Genomic DNA, 19,127 nt, shown 5'->3' with positions numbered 1-19,127 from the left:
GGCATACCCAACGGACACGCCTCCGCCTGACCGGACTACCGGACGGCGAATCCCGCCCGCTCATCGGGCAGAGCGAACGAGTTCTTCCAGTGTCACCCTCAGAACTTCAACCTCGAGCCCTTGGAGGAGGGGGATGCCATGGATGAAGCCATCCAACTCCAAGACGTCAGCACTTCCTCCCCGCGATATGTACTGAAGCCATAGGTCGTCAAGGGAGAACTCACCCTTTTCCAGGAGATGAAGGGCTGCTGGGCGAGGATCGTATTTTTTCAATTTTGACCTCTGCAGGGTTCAGCTATGTGAGGTATTTGAACGGCCATCATCTACCGTCCTTCAAGGCTACGCTTTTACGGGACCCAGGATCCCGGTGCGGTGGGTGCCTCTCCTTTGAGCTGATCAGTTAGCCATTGCCGGTAGGTCGCCGCGAGGTCGTCATTGCGGATATGTCCGCGTTCCAGCCGCGAAATGATGGAAACCCATTGGCCAAGTCCGCCCCCAACGGTCGTGATGGTCATTCCGATGGCGGTCCGCGTCTGTCGGAGGTCGGAGTTATCTGGTGCCGGCCGGGGATTGGTGGCTTGCCGGTGGAGTTCCCGCGCTGCGTAGCGTTTGAGGCAGCGCATGATTCGCGTTTACTCTTGCCCTCGGACGTGCGCTTGGCCACTAGTGTAAGGCGTTATTGGCGCGGCCGAAGATGTATGAGGCATGGTTACCCCCGCTGGCCTGCAGTTTTGTTCCCCCATCCCAGGGGCCGGGACCGACCCCGCTGAACTGCCGGGCCCATGGCGGGGAACGGATTACTCTGGCCACTCCTCCGCCGTGATCCACCCGGCGGTGCTGGTATAGGCCGCGAGGAGCCTGCCTTTGCCGAAGGCCGGAACGGGGTCCGGGGAATATAACAACGCCGCGCAACGGCAGCCCAAACCCTGCACGGCTGCTTGCGCGCTTGACAGGATAGTGCTGAAGTCCGGCCCCTCGACCGTAATGTGGCCGACAGTCACGCTGGTCGCGTATTGCAGGAAGAAGGCCATAGCGACATCATGCAGCGACCAATAGTCCGCAGCTAATGCCCTAAGACCTGATCTGTTGACCCAGCCCACAACGGGTTCCGGCAAGGGAAATACCTCAAGCTAGGTAGGACAGCGACCGCGATTGGGAGTGCTGAGTCCGCGGGCAAGCGTCGTGTGCTCTGCCACGGCTAAGTCTTGCCTGAGACGCGTCCCGTTCCGGCACCTGGCGGCGGGATGGGCCCACCAGACGGGACATGACGGTCGGCGAACCGCGGTGTAGATTCATCAACACAGCGTAGGACAACGCGGCTACTGCCCGGGTTGGGTTGATGAAAGGCAGTTGTGATGAGCCGGCAGCATTTTGAGGCTTTCGTCTCCCAGGCAATCGATGAAGAGAAGGACAAAGACACCGGACTTGGCACGGATCAGCTGTACGGCCTGTACACGAGCTGGTGTCTGCTGAACAACGAAGAACCTCAGCCTCCCGCAATGCTGTGGGAAGCGCTCAAGGCCCATAACATTACGCCCGGGAACAATCACGTTGGGATGAAGGGACCCGCCGCCGCCGACTACATCATTTCCAGCGCACCGAACCTGGTCTGACCCCGCCCCACGCGGTAAGTGCGCTCCCTTCACGGCCGGTTTCGGTCAATCTGTTGACCGGCCGACAACCTCAGTGGCCGCCTAAGACAACGCGCTCTAGGTCCAAATGAGGGAAATACGGGGAAATGCCCCTGAGAGATTGAAGGCTTAGTTGCTCTGCTTGGGTTGGTTCGCGTCGAAGAAACGCAGGTCGACGCTGATGTGAGCGGCGCCCACCCCGGCTCCTTTTTCGCGGATAAAATCAAGATCTTGGCGGCAAAGAATCATCTGTCCGTGCTCATCGACGTCGAGCTGCCGGTCAGAAGCTTCCTGAACCCGCGCCGTGACCGTGTTCGGAACAAGCACGCACGCAGGATTATCGAAGAGCCACTGACCTGTCCCTAAGTCAAGCCGGTCCCACAGCTCACTGAGCCTCATCCCGTACCGCCCATCCACACCTTTCCTGCCCAGCCCAAGCCTGGTTGAGAGGATCCGCCCACAGTAAGTCTCCCACCTAAAAAAATAGTAGCCCGACGGCAGCCGCCTGTTCCGTCGTAGCTTCGTTTCCAGCGCCTCGGCCTCAACCGCGCCGGCATTGGGCTACCTCCGCTCTCTTGTCCGATTGCTCGGTGAGCCATTGGCGGTAGGTCGCCGCGAGCTTGTCATTGCGGATATGTCCACGCTCCAGACGCGAAATGAGGGAAACCCATTGGCCGAGTTCGCCGGCGACGTTCGTGATGGTGAGGCCGAGTTCGGTCCGGATGCGGCGGAGGTCGGAGTTGTCGGGTGCCGGCCGTGGGTTGGTGATTTGGCGGTAAATTTCCCGGGCTGCGTAGCGTTTGAGGCAGCGCATGATTTCCCTTTTACCCTTGCCCTCGGAGGTACGTTTGGCCACGTACTCCTTGGTTCGTTGACACGAGCCCATGCGGACCAGGACTACCTGATGCAGGGCGTTGTTGGCGCTACGGTCGCCGCCTCTGCTGAGCCGGTGGCGGGTTGTCTTGCCGGATGACGCCGGTACGGGTGCGACTCCGACGAGTGATGCGAACTGGGCTTCGTTCCCCAGACGGTCCGGGTTATCCCCGAAGGTGATCAACAGCTGACTGGCCACTTCCGTCCCGACACCCGGAAGATCACAAAGCATCGGAGCATAGCTGGCGAGGATTTCCTTGAGTGCCGCATCAGCAGCTTCGATTTCTGTTGTCAGTACTTGGCAGCGGGCTGCCAATGCTTTAAGGCTGAGCAGGGTCACGTACTCGGGGTCACCCAGATGTCCTGAAGGTCTTGTTCGCTGCAGGGCAGTAATCAGCGCGGAGTTGGCCATTGCCCGGTATCTCGCCCGGATTTTGTCCGGGGCCGATACGAGGAGTGCCTTGATCTGGTTGATGGCCGCGGTCCGGGCCTTAATTGCTGAGGCGCGTCCGGAACGTACAATCCGGAGGCATTCCACCGGGCCGTCCTTGGCCTTCGGGATCGCCTTCGTTCGTCCCTCGAGTACGGATTTGGCGGCTTGGTAGGCATCGAGCGGGTCAGACTTCCCGTTGAGTCGACGGGCGGCCCGGTTCGGGCGGTTGACCTCCAGCACGGCAAGCCCTTCACCCCGGAGGGTTCGGCCGAGTTCGGCGCCGTAGGAGCCTGTTCCTTCGACACCGACGGCGGTGACTGTCCCGTAGCTGGTGATGAAGTCGATGATTTTCCGGTATCCGGACCCCACGGCCAGGAATTCCTTGTCCGCAAGAGATTTGCCGTGCTCATTGATCACGGCCACGTGGTGTGTGTCGGCGTGGGTGTCGATACCTGCGATGACTTTTGTTGGTTCGCTTGCCAAGATGGAAATTGCCCCTCAGTCGCGTCGAATGCTGATCGATCGGGCGCGGGCCAGGTGGGCAGACAAAACGGTAACGGGACTGGTCGTATCAGGCTCCTATGAGGTCATGTCCGCCTGGCTCGACACCCCTTTTAACGGACCTTGAGCCGGCGGACAGATCGTCGGGAAGACAGTTCCGCCTGGTACGTCAGTTTTTGGCTGGGTCACGCCGGCTCAAGGACTGTTCCAGTATTACCGTTTTTGGTTGGGTGGGCAGGGGCCCGGGGCCTACGCAGGGTTGTTGCCGTCAGGCCCGGCCTCCGGATCCAGGTCTTTGCCGTAGCCGCTGGCGGAGGCCAACCCGGACACCTGCTGCCCGGCATTGGTCTGGCCCGGCGCGAACTGGTCCTTCTGCGGGTCCGGGGCTGCTCTCTCAGGTTCAGGTGCGACGTCCTGCCGCAGGTGCTCGTCTTCCGGAACGTTCTTGGACACCTCGTCATCAGCCATTCCAACAGCCAAACATTTTGGTAGGCAGCAGCTGCAAGAGGTAGGCCCGGGACAGACACCATGGACCTTCGCCAATCCCCAAGTTTCAGGGCTGCAGCTGACTTGGAAGGGCCTGCGGGCACCACGCTTCGGACGCCACATTCCGTACTTGTTCGTCATATCTGAAATTCATTGACAGTGCGCGTGGCAGGAGTCACACTGTTGCATATGGTGATCGCTGTTGCGTTGGATGCTTCCAGGCTTCCCCTGGAGTCATCGCTTCTGTTGCTGATGGACCTCCCCACATTCACGAACAGAACGTCCCGGGCACTTCGCGGTGGCCCATCTGCTCCGTAATCACTTCAATACGCTCAATATCCAGCCCGATCGGGAGGAAACACATGACCACCTCAGTGAACGCGCCCCTCAGCGCACGCGGAAAGCTCCCGTCGACATTGCCTGCCGAACAACTGGCTGAGATTACGGAGTTGTTCGCCCTGCGGCGCACCGGCTACTCCCTCGATGCCCCCTTCTACACCGACCCGACGATCTTCAAGCTCGACATGGAGGCCATCTTCGGCCAGCACTGGATCTTTGCCGGCAGCGTTGCCGAGCTTCCGGAGCCGGGCGACTACATCACGGTGGACTACGGCCCCTACTCCCTGATCGTGCTCCGCACCGATGAGGGCGAGGTCAACGTCCTGCACAACGTCTGCCGCCACCGCGGTGCACGTGTCCTGACCGAAGCTGCCGGTTCCACCGGAAACCTGGTCTGCGGCTACCACTCCTGGACCTACTCTCCCGAGGGCAACCTCATCCATGCCTCCGCCCCCGGCGAAGCAAAGTTCGACAAGAACTGCTTCGCGCTCAAGCGCGCCCACAGCCGCGAGGTCGCCGGACTCATCTTCGTCTGCATCGCAGACGTTCCGCCCGCGGACTTCGACGAGACCGCCAAGATCTTCGAGCCCTACCTGGCACCCCATGACCTGTCCAAGACGAAGATTGCCTACCAGCAGAACATCATTGAAGAGGGCAACTGGAAGCTCGTCATGGAAAACAACCGTGAGTGCTACCACTGTGACGGGCACCCGGAACTCGCCTGCTCGCTGTTCCCCACCTGGGGCCTCACCGAGGGCCTGATCCCGACCCACCTCGAAGAGGTCTGGGACCGCAACAAGCAAGCCCAGTCCTCCCTCGAGGAGCGGTGCCGCCGCTACGGCCTGCCCTACGAGGTGGTCGAGGAACTCGATACCCGCATTGCCGGCATCCGGATTTCCCGGGAATCCCTGGACGGCGAAGGCGAATCGTTCTCGGCCGACGGCCGCAGGCTCTCCAAGAAGCTGCTCGGCGACCTGCCGGACTTCCGGCTGGGCCGCTGCTCCATGCACCTGCAGCCCAACAGCTGGTTCCACTTCCTGGGCGACCACGTCATCACCTTCGGCGTCTTCCCCATCAACGAGCACCAGTCCTTGGTCCGCACCACCTGGCTGGTGGCCGACGACGCCGAGGAAGGCGTCGACTACGACCTCGACAAGCTGACCTACACCTGGAAGCAGACCAACATCCAGGACAAGGCATTCGTTGAGCTGTGCCAGCAGGGTGCCGCCAGCCCCGCCTACGAGCCCGGCCCCTACATGAAGAGCGAATACCAGGTGGAGGCCTTCATCAACTGGTACGTCCAGCGGGTGCAGGAGCACTTGGCATGATTGACGTTGCCCTGACTGAGACGCCCGTCCAGGAACCGCAGCGCATCCGCGGCCTTGAAATGCCGTGGAACCGGGTCATGGGCAGCATCGAAGGACCCGCCAGCGCAGCCAAGGCCCTGGGCCCGTGGCATCCGCAGGAATTCATGGCCGAATGCGTCGAGACCATCCCCGAGGCAGGCGGCATGATGACGTTCGTGTTCCGCCGCACCGACGGTGCGCCTCTCGCGTTCCGTGCCGGGCAGTACGTCAACATCGCCTTCCCCGTGAACGGCGAGGACCAGGAGCCCGTGGACCGCAGCTACTCGCTGTCCAGTTCGCCCACGGAGCCGTGGACCTTCAGCGTCACCGTCAAGAAGGACGCCGGCGGACTGGTTTCACCCTGGGTGCACCAGAATGTCAGGCCCGGCACCGTCCTGGACATGCTGGGACCCGTGGGGGCGTTCCACCTGCCTGATGCCGACCGGCGCGCCCGGTACCTCTTCCTGGCCGCCGGCGCCGGGATCACCCCCATCATGTCAATGCTGCGGACCATCCACTCCCTGCCGGGAACCGCCAACGTGGTGGTGCTTTACCACGGCGCGGAAGCCGGCGGCTTTGCCTTCCACCGGGAGCTGGCCTACATCGCTTCCGTGGACTCGCGCATCAAGGTCTTCTACGCCCTGGGTGACCGCGGCCGGCCCGAGGACTGGGAAGGCTTCAGCGGACGGCTGACCTCAGCCATGATCGATGAGGTGGCGCCCGACGCCAACGGCCGGCAGGTCTACGCCTGCGGACCCGAGGGGTACCTGAACACTGCCACCGAGCTGCTCAGGAGAGTGGGCGTCGACGATACCTCCATTTACATGGAGTTCTTCTCCGGCGACCGGCAGACCCTCCTTGAATACCAGGCCGAGCTCGCGCTGGCGGCGGACATCGCCGGGGAGATCGCTGAGGAAATCGCGGAGTCCGCGGAGGACTACTTCGAAGGCCAGCCGGCAGCGTTCGGGATCTACGAGCCCGGCTACGACGAGGAAGGAACCCTGCAGGCCACGGGACTGGCTCTGGAAGCCGCCACCCCTGAAGCTCCCGCCGGCGGCACCCCGGCTGCGGCCCCGGAGGCGCAGGTCCCCGATGCCTCTGGCTTCGACACCGTGGGAACCGGCAGCCTCACCCTGTCCTTCATGCGCACCGGGATCAATGTGCGGATCGACCCGGAGGAGCACATCCTGGAGGTGGCGCAGCGTGCGGGTGTCCGGATCGGCGCCAACTGCAAGGAAGGCATGTGTGGCTCCTGCAAGGTGGTCAAGCTGTCCGGGGAGATCGACATGAACCACCAGGGCGGAATCCGGAAACGGGAAATCGATGCCGGCAAGTTCCTTCCCTGCTGCTCCACGGCGCGCACCGACATGGTGATCGACGCCTAGCCGTTCCCCGGAGTGGCCGGCGCCCGGCGCCGCCCCAAAGTTTCACCGCAAGTGAAAAGTAGAACCACACGGAAGGTCTGATGCACCAGCGTCAGGCCTTCCGTGGCAAGTGAACATCAACGATAGGAGCCATGCCCATGTCAGGTAACAAAGCTGTTGCGTACAAGGAGCCCGGAGTCGTCGAGGTCATCGACACCCCGTATCCCTCGTTTGAACTGAAAGCCGGCCCCGGCGTCAATCCCGCCAACGTCGGCCGGAACGTCCCGCACGGTGTCATCCTCCGCACCGTGAGCACCAACATCTGCGGGTCCGACCAGCACATGGTCCGCGGCCGCACCACCGCCCCCGCCGGCCTCGTCCTGGGGCATGAGATCACAGGCGAAGTCATCGAAACCGGGCCCGACGTCGAGTTCATCAAGGTCGGGGACATCGTCTCGGTCCCCTTCAACATCTCCTGCGGCCGCTGCCGGAACTGCAAAGAGCGCAAGACCGGAATCTGCCTGAACGTGAACCCGGACCGTCCCGGCTCTGCCTACGGCTATGTGGACATGGGCGGCTGGGTCGGTGGACAGGCGGAGTACGTCCTGGTTCCGTACGCGGACTGGAACCTGTTGCGGTTCCCGGACCGCGACCAGGCGCTGGAGAAGATCATGGACCTGACCATGCTTTCGGACATCCTGCCCACCGGCTTCCATGGCGCCGTGACGGCGGGCGTCGGCGTCGGGTCCACCGTTTACGTTGCCGGAGCCGGTCCCGTAGGCCTTGCCGCAGCGGCCAGTGCGCAGCTGCTGGGAGCCGCGGTGGTCATCGTGGGCGACCTCAACGAAGACCGCCTGGCCCGGGCCCGCTCCTTCGGCTGCGAAACCGTCAATGTGGCCAACGGCGACCCCGCAGACCAGATCGAGCAGATCCTCGGTGTCCGGGAGGTCGACTCCGGCATCGACGCGGTCGGTTTCGAGGCCCGCGGACACGGCCACGGCGCCCAGGAAGCACCGGCCACGGTGCTCAACTCGCTGATGGACCTCACCACCGCCGGCGGCTCCGTCGGCATTCCCGGCCTCTACGTCACGGGCGATCCGGGGGCCGCGGACGAGGCAGCCAGGAAAGGAAGCCTGTCCCTGTCCCTGGGTACCGGCTGGGCCAAGTCCCTGTCCTTCACCACGGGCCAGTGCCCGGTGATGAAGTACAACCGGCAGCTGATGATGGCGATCCTGCATGACAGGATCCAGATCGCCAAGGCGGTCAATGCACAGGCCATTTCGCTCGACGACGCCCCGCGCGGGTACGCGGAGTTCGACGCCGGCGCTGCCACCAAGTATGTCCTGGACCCGAACGGCTACCTCAACAACTGATACCCGGAGCCCGGTTTCTGAAGGGCAAAGGAGCCAGTCCCAAGGACCAACCTTGGGACTGGCTCCTTTTTCGTTGCCGCAGTGCGCGTTCCCCGGGCAACAAAAAGGTGGTTGGGCCTGCCGGTCTCAAGCAGGCCCAACCACCTGGTGCGGTGGGAGCAGGTCAGCCGCGGAGGCGCTCCATGCCGGGATCCACCAGCGGCTCGGCGGAAACGGTGGCCGCCACGCGCCGCCCGAAGTACTCGATCTCCACCGAGTCGCCGATTTCGACGGCGGAGGGCAGCCAGGCGTAGGCGATGGGCTTGCGGACCGTGTAGCCGTAAGCCGCGCTGGTGACGTACCCGGCGGCTTCGCCGGCCACGTACACCGGTTCCTTGCCCAGCACCACTGACGTGCCGTCGTCGACCGTCAGGCAGCGCAGCGTCTTGGCGGCCGGCTGTTCCTTGAGTCCGGCGAGTGCCTCGGCGCCGACGAACCCGGTCTTGTCCTTGGCCACGGAGAAGCCCAGGCCAGCCTGGTACGGGTGGTGCTCGGAGTTCATGTCCGTGCCCCAGAGCCGGTAGCCCTTCTCCAGGCGCATGCTGTTGAAGGCGCCGCGGCCGGCGGCGATGATGCCGTGCTCCCGGCCGGCTTCGAACAGCACGTCCCACAGCTTCAGCCCGTACTCGGCGGTGGTGTAGAGCTCCCAGCCGAGTTCGCCCACGTAGGAGAGCCGCATCGCCGTGACGGGGATGCCGGCCACGGAGATTTGCTTGGTCCGGAAGTACTTGAGGCCGTCGTTGGTCAGGTCGTCCTCGCTGACCTTGCCGATGACTTCGCGGGCCAGCGGGCCCCACAGGCCGATGCAGCAGGTGCTGCCGGTGATGTCCGTGACGTGCGCCCACTGGGCGGGATCCGCCGCCGACTGCCGGCGGGCCTCCACCCGGAGGTAGTCGAAGTCCACGTTGCTGTTCACGCCCAGCTGGAACTCTTCCTCCGCGAGCCTGGCCACGGTCACGTCGCTGCGGATGCCGCCGTCGTGCTCAAGTAGGAGGCAATACGTCACTGCGCCGGGCTTCTTGGCGATGTTGCCCGTGCTCAGCCGGTGCAGCAGTGCCTGGGCGCCGGGTCCGGTGACGGAGAGCCGCTTGAGCGGCGTCATGTCATAAAGTCCGACGGCGGTACGCGTCTTCCAGGCTTCGGCGGCGGAGATGGGGGAGTGGAACATGTTTGCCCACTCCTCGCGCTCCGGGGCGCGCCATTCTTCCGGCAGTTCGGCCAGGAGTCCGCGGTTGGCTTCGAACCAGTGCGGGCGTTCCCAGGCGGCGGACTCCAGGAAGAAGGCGCCGAGCTCCTTCTGGCGGACGTTGAAGGGGCTGACGCGCAGGTCCCGCGGTGATTCGCGGGGCTGCAGCGGGTGCATGACATCGTAGATCTCCACGAAGTTCTGCTGCGAGGTCTCGCTGACGTACGCGTCGGAGGTCTGCACCTTTTCGAAACGGGTCAGCTCGCAGCCGTGCAGGTCGGTCTGCGGCCGGCCGTCGACGATCAGTTCTGCCATGGCCTTGGCAACTCCGGCCGAGTGCGTAACCCAGACGGCCTCGGCCACGAAGAAGCCCTCAAGGTCCGGCGCTTCACCCATGAGCGGGCCGCCGTCCGGTGTGAAGGAGAAGATGCCGTTGAAGCCGTCCTGGATTTCGGTGCTGCGCAGTGCCGGCAGCAGGTCCTGGCTGTCCTCCCAGGCCGGCAGGAAGTCTTCGAGGGTGAAGTCCAGGCGGGAGGGCATGCGGTGGTCCGACATCTCCCCGGCCGGGACCTTCGGCAGTGCGGACATGTCCACGGGCATCGGGCGGTGGGCGTAGCTGCCGATGCCGATCCGGTCGCCCCATTCGCGGTAGTACAGGTCCTTGTCCTGGTAGCGCAGGATGGGCTTGCTGGCGCCCTTTGGAAGCTCGTTGACGCCCTCAAGTTCGGCCAGGGGCGTGCTGACGGCGTACTGGTGTGCCAGCGGCAGGAGCGGCACCTCCAGTCCCACCATCCGGCCGAGCTCACGGCCCCAGAACCCTGCGCAGGACACCACGATGTCGGCAGGGATCACACCGGCGGAGGTCTCGACGCCGGTGACCTTGCCGCCCTCCTGGGCGATGCCGGTGACGGTGGTGGAGCCGCGGTAGGTGACGCCTCGTCCGCGCGTGCGCTCGATCAGCAGCTGCACGGCCCGGGCCGCCAGGGCGATCCCGTCGGTGGGGATGAGCAGGCCGCCCAGGACCTCGCGGCCGCCGGAAAGCTTGCCGGAGTTCAACAGCGGGTAGATCTTTTCGCATTCGTCGGCGTCGATGATCCGGCTTTCGACACCCCAGGAGGTCATCAGGCCCATCTTGCGCTTGAGGTCGGCCAGCCGCTCGGGCGTGGTGGCCAGCTCGAGGCCGCCCACTTGGTTGAAGCAGGACTCGCCGTCCTTGCCCAGGGCGAGGAGCTTGTTGACGGTGTACGTGGCGAACTCCGTCATGGTCCTGGACGGATTGTTCTGGAACACCAGGCCCGGAGCGTGGGACGTGGAGCCGCCGGCGAGCTCCAGCGGGCCCTGCTCGACCACGGTGATGTTGTTCCAGCCGCGGCTTGCCAGCTCGTCGGCGAGGTTGGTGCCGACGATGCCGGCTCCGATGATGACGACGCGGGATGATGCGCTCATAGTTCCTGATTCTCCTGGTTGGTGCTGGAATCCGCCTGACCGGGTGATGGTTCGTGCTTCGCTATGAGCAACGCGCATCACTATATGCAACAGGGTGTCCTAGCTCACAGGCGATGTCAAGGGTTTTCTGCTTTGTTGCGGGGGTCCGGGGCGCTGTGTCGGGAGGTGACGAAGAGGCCCCCGCCGCTGGTGCGGCGGGGGCCTCTTGTAGTTACTGTGCAGTCCCGGTGTCAGTGGGTGACGTCTGCTGAGATTTCGGCGAGGGTACGTCCCTTTGTCTCAGGCGCGAGCCATTGCGAGAGGATTGCGCCGAGTAGGGCGACGGCGGCGGCTACAACCATGCTCGGGCCCATGCCGATGTTGCTGATCGCCCACGGCAGGGCGAACGTCCCGAGTGCGGCTCCGATGCGGCTGAAAGCCGCCGAGAAGCCCATGCCGATGCCCCGCAGGTGGCCGGGGAACAGCTCGGCCGGATAGACCTGGGTCAACGTGGTGTAGCCGGCGTTGAAGAAGGAGAAGGCGAGAAACAGGGCGAGCACGAGGATGGCTGGTGCGTCCGCCCAGACGCCGATGACCAGTAGGATGCCTGCGCAGAGCCACTGTCCGGGCACGGTGAGGATCCGGCGGCCCAGCTTGTCAATCAGAAGCACGGTGGTGACAACACCCGCGGTGGCAAGTGCGGAGAGCCCGACTCCACCGGCCCAGCCGCCGCCGAAGCCAAACTGGGTGAGCACGTCATCGGCGAAGGTCGCGATCGCGAAGTACGGCGTGACAGCGCAGAACCAAAAACCCGAGGTGAAGAGGGTGGTGCGCCAGTTCTGCTTCGAGAACAGCATTCCAACCGAGGCGCTCTTGATTTTGGTCCTGCCCTGCGCGGCCTGGGCTTCCTGGATCATCCTCAGGTCGATTTCTTCGGTGATGCTGTTGTGCATCTGGGGCGATTCCACGTATTTGTGTGCGATTGCGAGTGCTTCCTCACGCCGTCCCTTCGTGATGAGCCAACTCGGCGATTCGGGGAGGCCTATGCGTGCGAGGAACAGGACGAAGGCGAGAATCGTGCTCGTGCCGATGACAAGGCGCCAGGGGGTGCCGGCGTCGTGCAGGAGCGTGCCAATGATAAATGCCATCATGAAACCGACGTACCAGGCGATCAGGGTCAGCCCGAGCAGCCGCCCGCGGAGCTTTGGAGGGGAGAACTCTGACAGCAGTGGGCCGCCGATTGAGTACTCGCCGCCGATCGCGACGCCCATCAGGAACCGGATGAGCGCCAGCTGGATCACGGCGCCGTCTCCGGAGGTTACGAAGAACTGGGCCGCTGAGGCGACCAGGAACAGGCCCATGTCCACGAGGAACATGGGCTTGCGTCCAAACTTGTCAGTAGCCCAGCCGGCCAGCGGGGAGCCGATGAAGATACCTGCGAGGGGGCCTGCGGCGATCATGCCCAGCGACAGTGCGTCGAGCTGGAGATCTGACCGCATGGGTCCGGTGACGGGGCCGATGATTCCCAGGATGTAACCGTCGAGGAACATCCCGCCGATGAAGACCGCAACAAGCCGCACCATGAAGCGGCGTTTGAACCTGGAGCTGGTCTCTTTTGATGAGGAGGTGTCGACGGTTGCCGTCGTCTTGGTCGGATTGATCATTGAGATTCGTTCCCTTCCGGCTTCAGCGCAAACCGCTGAAGGTGCCAGAGTGCCGTTTTGTGGACGCAGGGACAGACTCCGGTGTCGCCCCCAGGTTCCGGCGCTCCGCGCTGCGTTGATCGATGGTGCTGCCACCTTTGATAGTCATAAACAGATTCCTTCTGTGACTTAGCGCTGCCGCATGGATGCTGGCAATGTTTGTGCGGCCGATGCGCGGGCAAGGGCCCCTTATGGATCGGCCATCGTGGACTCGTTCGTCTGTTCCCCAGGCCGGCCCGGGTGGTGTCCGGGGACGAGGGGAGCATGTCCGGGCGAATTTCGTTCCGTGATGATCAACAACGTTCGCTTTATGCAACAAAATCGTGCGCTGGGTCACACTCAATGTCAAGAGTGTGACCCGAGAAACACGGAGTATGTAGGCGTACTGGCTGGTAATCCCGGGCACGCCGAAGGCACCACCCGTTACGGGGCCCCGTTTTCCGAAAACGGTGCTTCGATGGGGAATACCTCCCCAGGTCTTAGGCCCACCGAAGCACCTTTTACGAAAAACGGGACACCCGTTGTTGACGCTGTGCTTTCCCTAGCCAGCGGCCTCCAGTACCTGGGCCTACCGCGCTTCGGCCGGCAGTGGCATGGAAGACGCTTGACGGCGTGCGGCCTCCACTGTATGCAGGAGCAGCAGCGCGGTGGTCACGGAGCCGACGCCGCCGGGAACGGGAGTGAGCCCCGCTGCGGTCCCGGTGACGCTGGCTTTGTCCACATCACCCACCAGCGAGCCGTCGGCAAGGACATTCGTGCCGACGTCGACCACTACGGTCCGGGAGGAGACATGGCGGCCGGTCAGCAGCCCGGCGCGGCCGGCTGCGACCACCACCACGTCGGCATCCTTCGTGTAGCGCTCCAGCGGGCCCGACCTCGAATGGCAGACCGTTACCGCGGCGTCCCGTGCCAACAGGAGGAGGGACAGCGGCTTGCCCACAACGGCGGACCGCCCCACCACCACCACGCCCTTGCCCGTGACGGGAACCTGGTAGTGGTCCAGGATTTCGACGACGGAACGGGCGGTAGCGGGAGCAAAGGCCGGCTGACCGACGGCCAGGCGTCCCAGGCTGAGGGGATTGGCACCGTCAATGTCCTTTTCCGGAGCGATGAGGCCCACGAGGTTGTCGGTCCGGACCCCCGCCGGCAGCGGGGTTTGCAGGATGATGCCGTTTACGGACGGTTCAGCGCTCAGGTCCCGCAGGACGTTGGCCAGCACTGGTTCCGTTGCATCATGGCCCAGGTCGACGATCCGGCAGCCGACTCCTGCGCGCTCCGCTGCCCGCTCGATGGAACGGACGTACCAGCGCGTTGACTCATCGGCGGTGGCCATGACCACCGCCACGAGCGGGCGGACGCCGTCCAGTTCAAGCGACCGGACCTGGTCCTGGACCTTCTGTTGGAACAAACCGGCCAAGGGCTTTCCGGAAAGTTCTGCGGCGCTCAACCGAGGATCCTTTCCCGGACGCGGGCGGAGAGGGCATCTGCGGCCAGGACCACCTTCTCTTCAATGCCGTCCGTCTGTTGGGCAAGCAGCGCGCGTGCCTCCGGATCCTTGACCGCCACGACGTTGATGTCGATGTTGACGCGCGCCGTGGTGGCAGCTGCGCGGGCGGCGTCAGCGGCCGCGGCAACGTCGCTGATGACGTTGGGGTTGGCCACGTCGAACAGCTCGGTGGCGAGGTCCACAACGCCGCCGGACAGCTTGATCAGCCGGGCCGGCGTCTGTGCCGCCTGGATGAGCGCGGACTGGATCCCGGCCGCCCGGGCGGCTTTGAGCTCGTCGGTGTCGGACGGGAGCTTGTAGGAGTCAATGACTGCCTGGAAGGCTTCTTCGTCCGCATCGGCCAGCCCCAGTGCCTCAACGACAAGGGTGTCGGCTGCCTGGGTGATGCGCTGCACCAGCGGTGCGTGCTGCTCGTATTTGCTGCCGGTGGTGTAGCGCGCCACCATGGCCACCAGGGCGGCGCCCTGGGCTGCGTGCAGGGCAGCAGCAGCACCGCCGCCTGGCGTGGGCTGCTTTGCGGCCAACCGGGTGAGGTAGCTGCTGATTGTCTCTGAACTGATCATGGTGCTAACCGCGGAGCCGGGTCATGGTGGGGTCGTACAGCGGGTCCTGGGTGACCGTGGCGAGGATCCGGCGCCCGAAGTATTCGATCTCCACGGAGTCGCCGATGGAGACCTCGGCGGGCAGGTAGGAGTAGGCAATGGGCTTGCGGACGGTGTAGCCGTAAGCGGCGCTCGTGACGTAGCCGACCGCCTGGTCCTTGTAGAACACCGGTTCCTTGCCCAGCACCAGGCTGCGGCCGTCGTCGACCGTCAGGCAGCGCAGGCGCCGCGCGGAGTTCTCTTCGGTGCGTCCTTCCAGGGCTGCCTTTCCGACGAAGTTCTCCTTGGCCATCTTCACTGCGAAGCCGAGGCCGGCCTCGAAAGGGTCGTGCTCGGTGGTCATGTCCGTGCCCCACGAGCGGTAGCCCTTTTCCAGGCGGAGCGAGCTGAAAGCGGCGCGGCCTGCGGCAATGATCCCGAACGGCTGGCCGGCCTTCCACAGCGCGTCCCAGAGGCGCTGGCCGTTGTCAGCGCTGGTGTACAGTTCCCAGCCCAGCTCGCCGACGTAGGACAGGCGCATGGCCGTCACCGGGACGCCGCCGATAACCACCTGCTTGGACCGGAAGTACTTCAGGCCGTCGTTGGAGAAGTCGTCGCTGCTGACCGCGCCGACAACCTCACGGGCCAGCGGGCCCCAGAGGCCGATGCAGCAGGTGCCGCCGGTGGTGTCGCGCACCTGGACCCAGTCGCCGGCGCTGCCGCTCGCTGTCTGGTGCCGGGCGGCGCGTTCGAAGTAGGCAGTGTCGATGTTGCCATTGGCGCCGAGCTGGAAAGTGTCCTCGGTGAGGCGGGCGACGGTGATATCGCTGCGGACGCCGCCCTTCTCGTCCAGCAGGAGCGTGTAGGTGACGGCTCCGGGCTTCTTGTTCATTTCCGCGGTGGTCAGTTCCTGCAGCAGCTTCAGGGCGCCGGGTCCGGAGATTTCGAGGCGCTTGAGCGGGGTCATGTCGTACATGGCGACGGCGGTGCGCGTCTTCCATGCCTCGGCCGCGGCGATGGGCGAGCTGAACATGCCGGACCAGGAGTCGCGGGCCGGCGGCTGCCAGTCGGCGGGCATCTCCTTGAGCAGCTCGGCGTTGGCTTCGAACCAGTAGGGGCGTTCCCAGCCGGCGCCTTCCAGGAAGTAGCCGCCCAGCTGCTTGTGGCGGGCGTGGAAGGGGCTGACGCGCAGGTTGCGCGGGGAGAGCTTGGGCTGCAGCGGGTGCAGGACGTCGTAGATCTCCACGAAGTTCTGCTGCGAGGTTTCGCTGACGTACTCGGGGGTCAGCTGGACTTCCTCGAAGCGGTGGATGTCGCAGTCGCCCAAGTCGATGGAGGACTTGCCGTCCACCAGGAGCTCGGCCACGGCGCGGGCGATGCCTGCCGAGTGGGTTACCCAGACGGCCTCGGCCACGAAGAAGCCGTCCAGTTCCCTGGACTCGCCAACGAGGGAGCCGCCGTCGGGGGTGAAGGAGAAGATGCCGTTGAAGCCGTCCTCTATTTCGCTTTCGCGCAGGGCCGGCAGGATCTGCTTGGTGGCTTCCCATGCCGGGAGGAAGTCCTCGAGGGTGAAGTCCAGCCGGGACGGCATGTTGTGCTCGCTGATCTCATTCGGCTTGAAGCTGCCGAGTTCGTCCAGGTCCACGGGCATGGGCTTGTGGGCGTAGGAGCCGATGCCGTACCGGTCGCCGTGCTCGCGGTAGTAGAGGTCCTGGTCCTGGTGCCGGAGGATGGGCAGCTGCGCGCCGTGGGGCAGTTCGTTCTTGCCCTGCTGGGCCGGAACCGGGGTGGTCTTGACGTACTGGTGGGCCAGCGGCAGCAGCGGCACGGACATACCGATCAGCTCGCCCACCTTTGCGCCCCAGAACCCGGCGCAGGAGACCACGATGTCTGCCGGGATTACGCCGTCGGGGGTCTGGACGCCGGTGACCCGGCGGCCGGACTGCTCGATGCCGGTGACTTCGGTGTTGCCGATGTACTTCACGCCGGCGGCCTCGGTGCGCTTGATCAGGAGCTGTACGGCGCGGGCGGCCAAAGCGAGGCCGTCACTGGGAACGTGAAGGCCGCCGAGGATGTCTTCGTCGTTGATGAGAGGGTAGAGCTCCTTGCACTCGGCCGGGGAGAGGATGGAGCCATCGATTCCCCATGCCTGCGCGTAGCCGAGCTTGCGCTTCAGGTCCGCGAGGCGGGTTTCGGTGGTGGCGACTTCCAGGCCGCCGACCTGGTTGAAGCAGCTTGTCCCGTCCTCCGTCAGGGACAGCAGCTTTTCCACGGTGTACTTGGCGAACAGGGCCATGGACTTGGAGGGGTTGGTCTGGAAGACCAGGCCGGGGGCGTGCGAGGTGGAGCCGCCGGTCATGTTGAGGGGTCCCTGGTCCAGGACTGTGATGTTGTTCCAGCCGCGCGTGACGAGTTCATCCGCGAGGTTGGTGCCGACGATGCCGGCTCCGATAATGACAATGCGTGGTGACGATTCCAAGGAGTCTCTCCTGCTGCTTTACGGGTTATGTCTGCGGACGAGTGGTGCCTACCGGAACACCACGGTGCTGGTCTGGTCCAGCAGCACGCGGTGCTGGCAGTGCCAGCGGACGGCGCGGGAGAGGGCCAACGCCTCGGCGTCCTGGCCCACGGTGGACAGCTGCGCCGGGCCATAGGTGTGGTCCACACGGATGACTTCCTGCTCGATGATCGGACCCTCGTCCAGGTCGGCGGTGACGTAGTGGGCGGTGGCACCCACCAGCTTCACGCCGCGGTCGTAGGCCTGGTGGTAGGGGCGCGCACCCTTGAACCCGGGGAGGAAGGAGTGGTGGATGTTGATGGCCCGGCCCTCCAGCGCCCGGCAGAGGTCGTCGGAAAGCACCTGCATGTAACGGGCCAGGACCACGAGGTCGGCCTCGTACTCATCCACCAGTTCCAGCAGCCGGCGCTCCGCGTCGGCCTTGGTGTCCGGGGTGACGGGGACGTAGATGAAGGGGAGCCCTGCGGCTTCCGCCATTGCACGGTGGGTTTCATGGTTGGAAACGACTGCCACCAGTTCGCCGCCAAGGCTGCCGCCCCGCCAGCGGAAGATGAGGTCGTTGAGGCAGTGGCCGAATTTGGACACCATGACCAGGACGCGCTTGGCGGTCTGGTCGTGGAAGCTGAACTTCATGTCAAACCGGCTGGCGATGCCCGCAAACTCTTCCTCGAGCATGGCGGGCGTGTAGTTGGGGGAGCCGGAGAACGCGGTGCGCAGGTGGAGCGTCTCGCGCAGGCTGTCGTCGAACTGCTGGTGCTCGTCGATGTTGAAGCCTCGCTCGAACAGGAACGTGGTTACTGCCTGCACAATTCCTGCTTGCTCCTTGCAGGACAGGGTCAGCACGAACTTCTGCGCCTGCTCTTCCTTGAGCGCCGGCAGAGTGGCGGTTGCTGATGCTGCTTCCATGAGGGTCATACCCTCCTCCTTCTAGATATATTCCAATGCAACGGACTGATATATTAGATTGGCTGCCAGCGTATACTGGGTCACAGGCGAGGTCAATAGTTTTTTTCTTGTTGGGAAGAAAGGGCTCGGCATGGCATTCGAAGCTTTGGCGGTGACGGACGACTTGGGGAGGAAATCCCTGGCCGACGTTGCTTATGAGAGCATCCGCGACTGGTTGCTGACCCTTGAGATCAAACCCGGCGAGCTGCTGAACGACGAGCTCCTGGCCAAGAACCTAGGGGTGGGCCGCACTCCGGTGCGCGAGGCCCTGAAGCGGCTGGAACTGGATCGGCTGGTGAAGACCTATCCCCGGCGGGGCACCTTCGCTACGCGGGTGGACGTAACCGACCTTTCCTACATCTCGGAGATCCGTGCCCAACTTGAGCCCCTCGCGGCGGCGCGTGCCGCGCGGGTGGCTTCCCCTGCCGTCCGGGACGAGCTGCGCGCCACGCTCGAAAAGGTTGAGGCGTTCGATGTGTCCTCGGCGACCGTGACGGAGACGCTGCAGCTGGATGCCCGGGTGCACCAGGGCATCTATGCCGCCGCCGCCAACCCGCACCTCGAAGACATCCTGATCCGCTACGACAACTTGGCAACGCGCATCTGGTGCATGGTGATCGACCGGCTGCCGGACCTGTCCCGCCACGTGCATGAACACCTCGATCTGCTCCGCGCCGTTATCGACGGGGATGAGGAGCGGGCCGCGGAGCTTGCCCGAGTCCACGTGAGCGGATTCGAAAGTGCGGTCCGGGAGACGCTTTTCAAGGCCTAGGGCCACCCGCGCCGGCGCCGCTGTTGACATTGGATTGTGACCTGGACCATACTCGGAAACCAGATTGATATATCAATCAAATATCAGGGATGGAATCGAGCGGCG

General features: G+C 64.3%; 16 protein-coding genes. 5 read left to right on the top strand and 11 right to left on the bottom strand.

The window, feature by feature from the left end; all coding sequences use genetic code 11:
• Window positions 1-347: 347 nt before the first annotated feature.
• Both ACFO0G_RS11575 and ACFO0G_RS11570 read right to left on the bottom strand, forming a co-directional pair.
• Window positions 348-515 (bottom strand): hypothetical protein, encoded by a 168-nt coding sequence (locus tag ACFO0G_RS11575; protein WP_376977731.1) that lies wholly within the window; start codon window positions 513-515, stop codon window positions 348-350.
• 282 nt (window positions 516-797) lie between these two features.
• On the bottom strand, window positions 798-1,031 hold the full coding sequence (locus ACFO0G_RS11570; RefSeq protein WP_188573464.1) for a hypothetical protein: 234 nt from the start codon (window positions 1,029-1,031) through the stop codon (window positions 798-800).
• Window positions 1,032-1,355: 324 nt separating this feature from the next.
• Between ACFO0G_RS11570 and ACFO0G_RS11565 the strand changes: the two genes are divergently transcribed.
• Window positions 1,356-1,613, top strand: coding sequence for a hypothetical protein (locus tag ACFO0G_RS11565; RefSeq protein ID WP_286399669.1), 258 nt, complete (start codon window positions 1,356-1,358; stop codon window positions 1,611-1,613).
• Window positions 1,614-1,760: 147 nt separating this feature from the next.
• Here the strand turns inward: ACFO0G_RS11565 and ACFO0G_RS11560 are convergent, their stop codons facing one another.
• From ACFO0G_RS11560 to ACFO0G_RS11550, 3 genes are all read right to left on the bottom strand, one after another.
• Window positions 1,761-1,958, bottom strand: coding sequence for a hypothetical protein (locus ACFO0G_RS11560; RefSeq protein WP_376977729.1), 198 nt, complete (start codon window positions 1,956-1,958; stop codon window positions 1,761-1,763).
• A gap of 214 nt (window positions 1,959-2,172) precedes the next feature.
• Complete coding sequence (locus tag ACFO0G_RS11555) at window positions 2,173-3,420, bottom strand: IS110 family RNA-guided transposase (protein ID WP_286399664.1); 1,248 nt, start codon at window positions 3,418-3,420, stop codon at window positions 2,173-2,175.
• Window positions 3,421-3,687: 267 nt separating this feature from the next.
• Window positions 3,688-3,906 (bottom strand): hypothetical protein, encoded by a 219-nt coding sequence (locus ACFO0G_RS11550; protein ID WP_286399661.1) that lies wholly within the window; start codon window positions 3,904-3,906, stop codon window positions 3,688-3,690.
• 380 nt (window positions 3,907-4,286) lie between these two features.
• Between ACFO0G_RS11550 and ACFO0G_RS11545 the strand changes: the two genes are divergently transcribed.
• The 3 genes from ACFO0G_RS11545 (at window position 4,287) to fdhA (ending at window position 8,346) form a co-directional block, all read left to right on the top strand.
• Window positions 4,287-5,591 (top strand): aromatic ring-hydroxylating oxygenase subunit alpha, encoded by a 1,305-nt coding sequence (locus tag ACFO0G_RS11545; RefSeq protein ID WP_376977726.1) that lies wholly within the window; start codon window positions 4,287-4,289, stop codon window positions 5,589-5,591.
• Window positions 5,588-6,994, top strand: coding sequence for a ferredoxin reductase (locus ACFO0G_RS11540; protein WP_376977724.1), 1,407 nt, complete (start codon window positions 5,588-5,590; stop codon window positions 6,992-6,994). The genes ACFO0G_RS11545 and ACFO0G_RS11540 overlap by 4 nt, the downstream gene beginning before the upstream one ends.
• Window positions 6,995-7,131: 137 nt before the next feature.
• Entirely contained in the window at window positions 7,132-8,346 is a 1,215-nt protein-coding gene (fdhA, locus tag ACFO0G_RS11535) for a formaldehyde dehydrogenase, glutathione-independent (RefSeq protein WP_286399653.1), read from the top strand.
• A 163-nt stretch (window positions 8,347-8,509) separates the two neighbouring features.
• Here fdhA and ACFO0G_RS11530 read toward each other — a convergent pair whose 3' ends face one another.
• The 6 genes from ACFO0G_RS11530 to purU form a co-directional block, all read right to left on the bottom strand.
• Entirely contained in the window at window positions 8,510-11,017 is a 2,508-nt protein-coding gene (locus tag ACFO0G_RS11530; RefSeq protein ID WP_286399650.1) for a GcvT family protein, read from the bottom strand.
• A 230-nt stretch (window positions 11,018-11,247) separates the two neighbouring features.
• Window positions 11,248-12,660, bottom strand: a complete 1,413-nt coding sequence (locus ACFO0G_RS11525) for an MFS transporter (protein ID WP_286399648.1) — start codon at window positions 12,658-12,660, stop codon at window positions 11,248-11,250.
• A gap of 607 nt (window positions 12,661-13,267) precedes the next feature.
• Window positions 13,268-14,146, bottom strand: coding sequence for a bifunctional 5,10-methylenetetrahydrofolate dehydrogenase/5,10-methenyltetrahydrofolate cyclohydrolase (locus ACFO0G_RS11520; protein ID WP_286399645.1), 879 nt, complete (start codon window positions 14,144-14,146; stop codon window positions 13,268-13,270).
• Complete coding sequence (locus ACFO0G_RS11515; RefSeq protein ID WP_376977721.1) at window positions 14,143-14,769, bottom strand: cyclodeaminase/cyclohydrolase family protein; 627 nt, start codon at window positions 14,767-14,769, stop codon at window positions 14,143-14,145. Before ACFO0G_RS11515 ends, ACFO0G_RS11520 begins: the two co-directional genes overlap by 4 nt.
• A 4-nt stretch (window positions 14,770-14,773) precedes the next feature.
• Window positions 14,774-17,266: a GcvT family protein gene (locus ACFO0G_RS11510; protein WP_376977719.1), complete on the bottom strand. Its 2,493-nt coding sequence runs from the start codon at window positions 17,264-17,266 to the stop codon at window positions 14,774-14,776.
• Window positions 17,267-17,314: 48 nt separating this feature from the next.
• The gene (gene purU / locus ACFO0G_RS11505) at window positions 17,315-18,220 is read right to left on the bottom strand and encodes a formyltetrahydrofolate deformylase (protein ID WP_286399639.1); all 906 of its coding nucleotides are present in this window, start codon (window positions 18,218-18,220) and stop codon (window positions 17,315-17,317) included.
• A 121-nt stretch (window positions 18,221-18,341) separates the two neighbouring features.
• Here purU and ACFO0G_RS11500 point away from each other — a divergent pair, with 121 nt between their 5' ends.
• Window positions 18,342-19,022: a GntR family transcriptional regulator gene (locus ACFO0G_RS11500; protein WP_286399636.1), complete on the top strand. Its 681-nt coding sequence runs from the start codon at window positions 18,342-18,344 to the stop codon at window positions 19,020-19,022.
• Window positions 19,023-19,127: the final 105 nt, after the last annotated feature.

The organism is Arthrobacter sedimenti, assembly GCF_042652025.1.
Lineage (GTDB): Bacteria > Actinomycetota > Actinomycetes > Actinomycetales > Micrococcaceae > Arthrobacter > Arthrobacter sedimenti.
The sequence above is the reverse complement of the archived record's forward strand: the minus strand, read 5'-3'. Positions and strand labels throughout refer to the sequence as shown.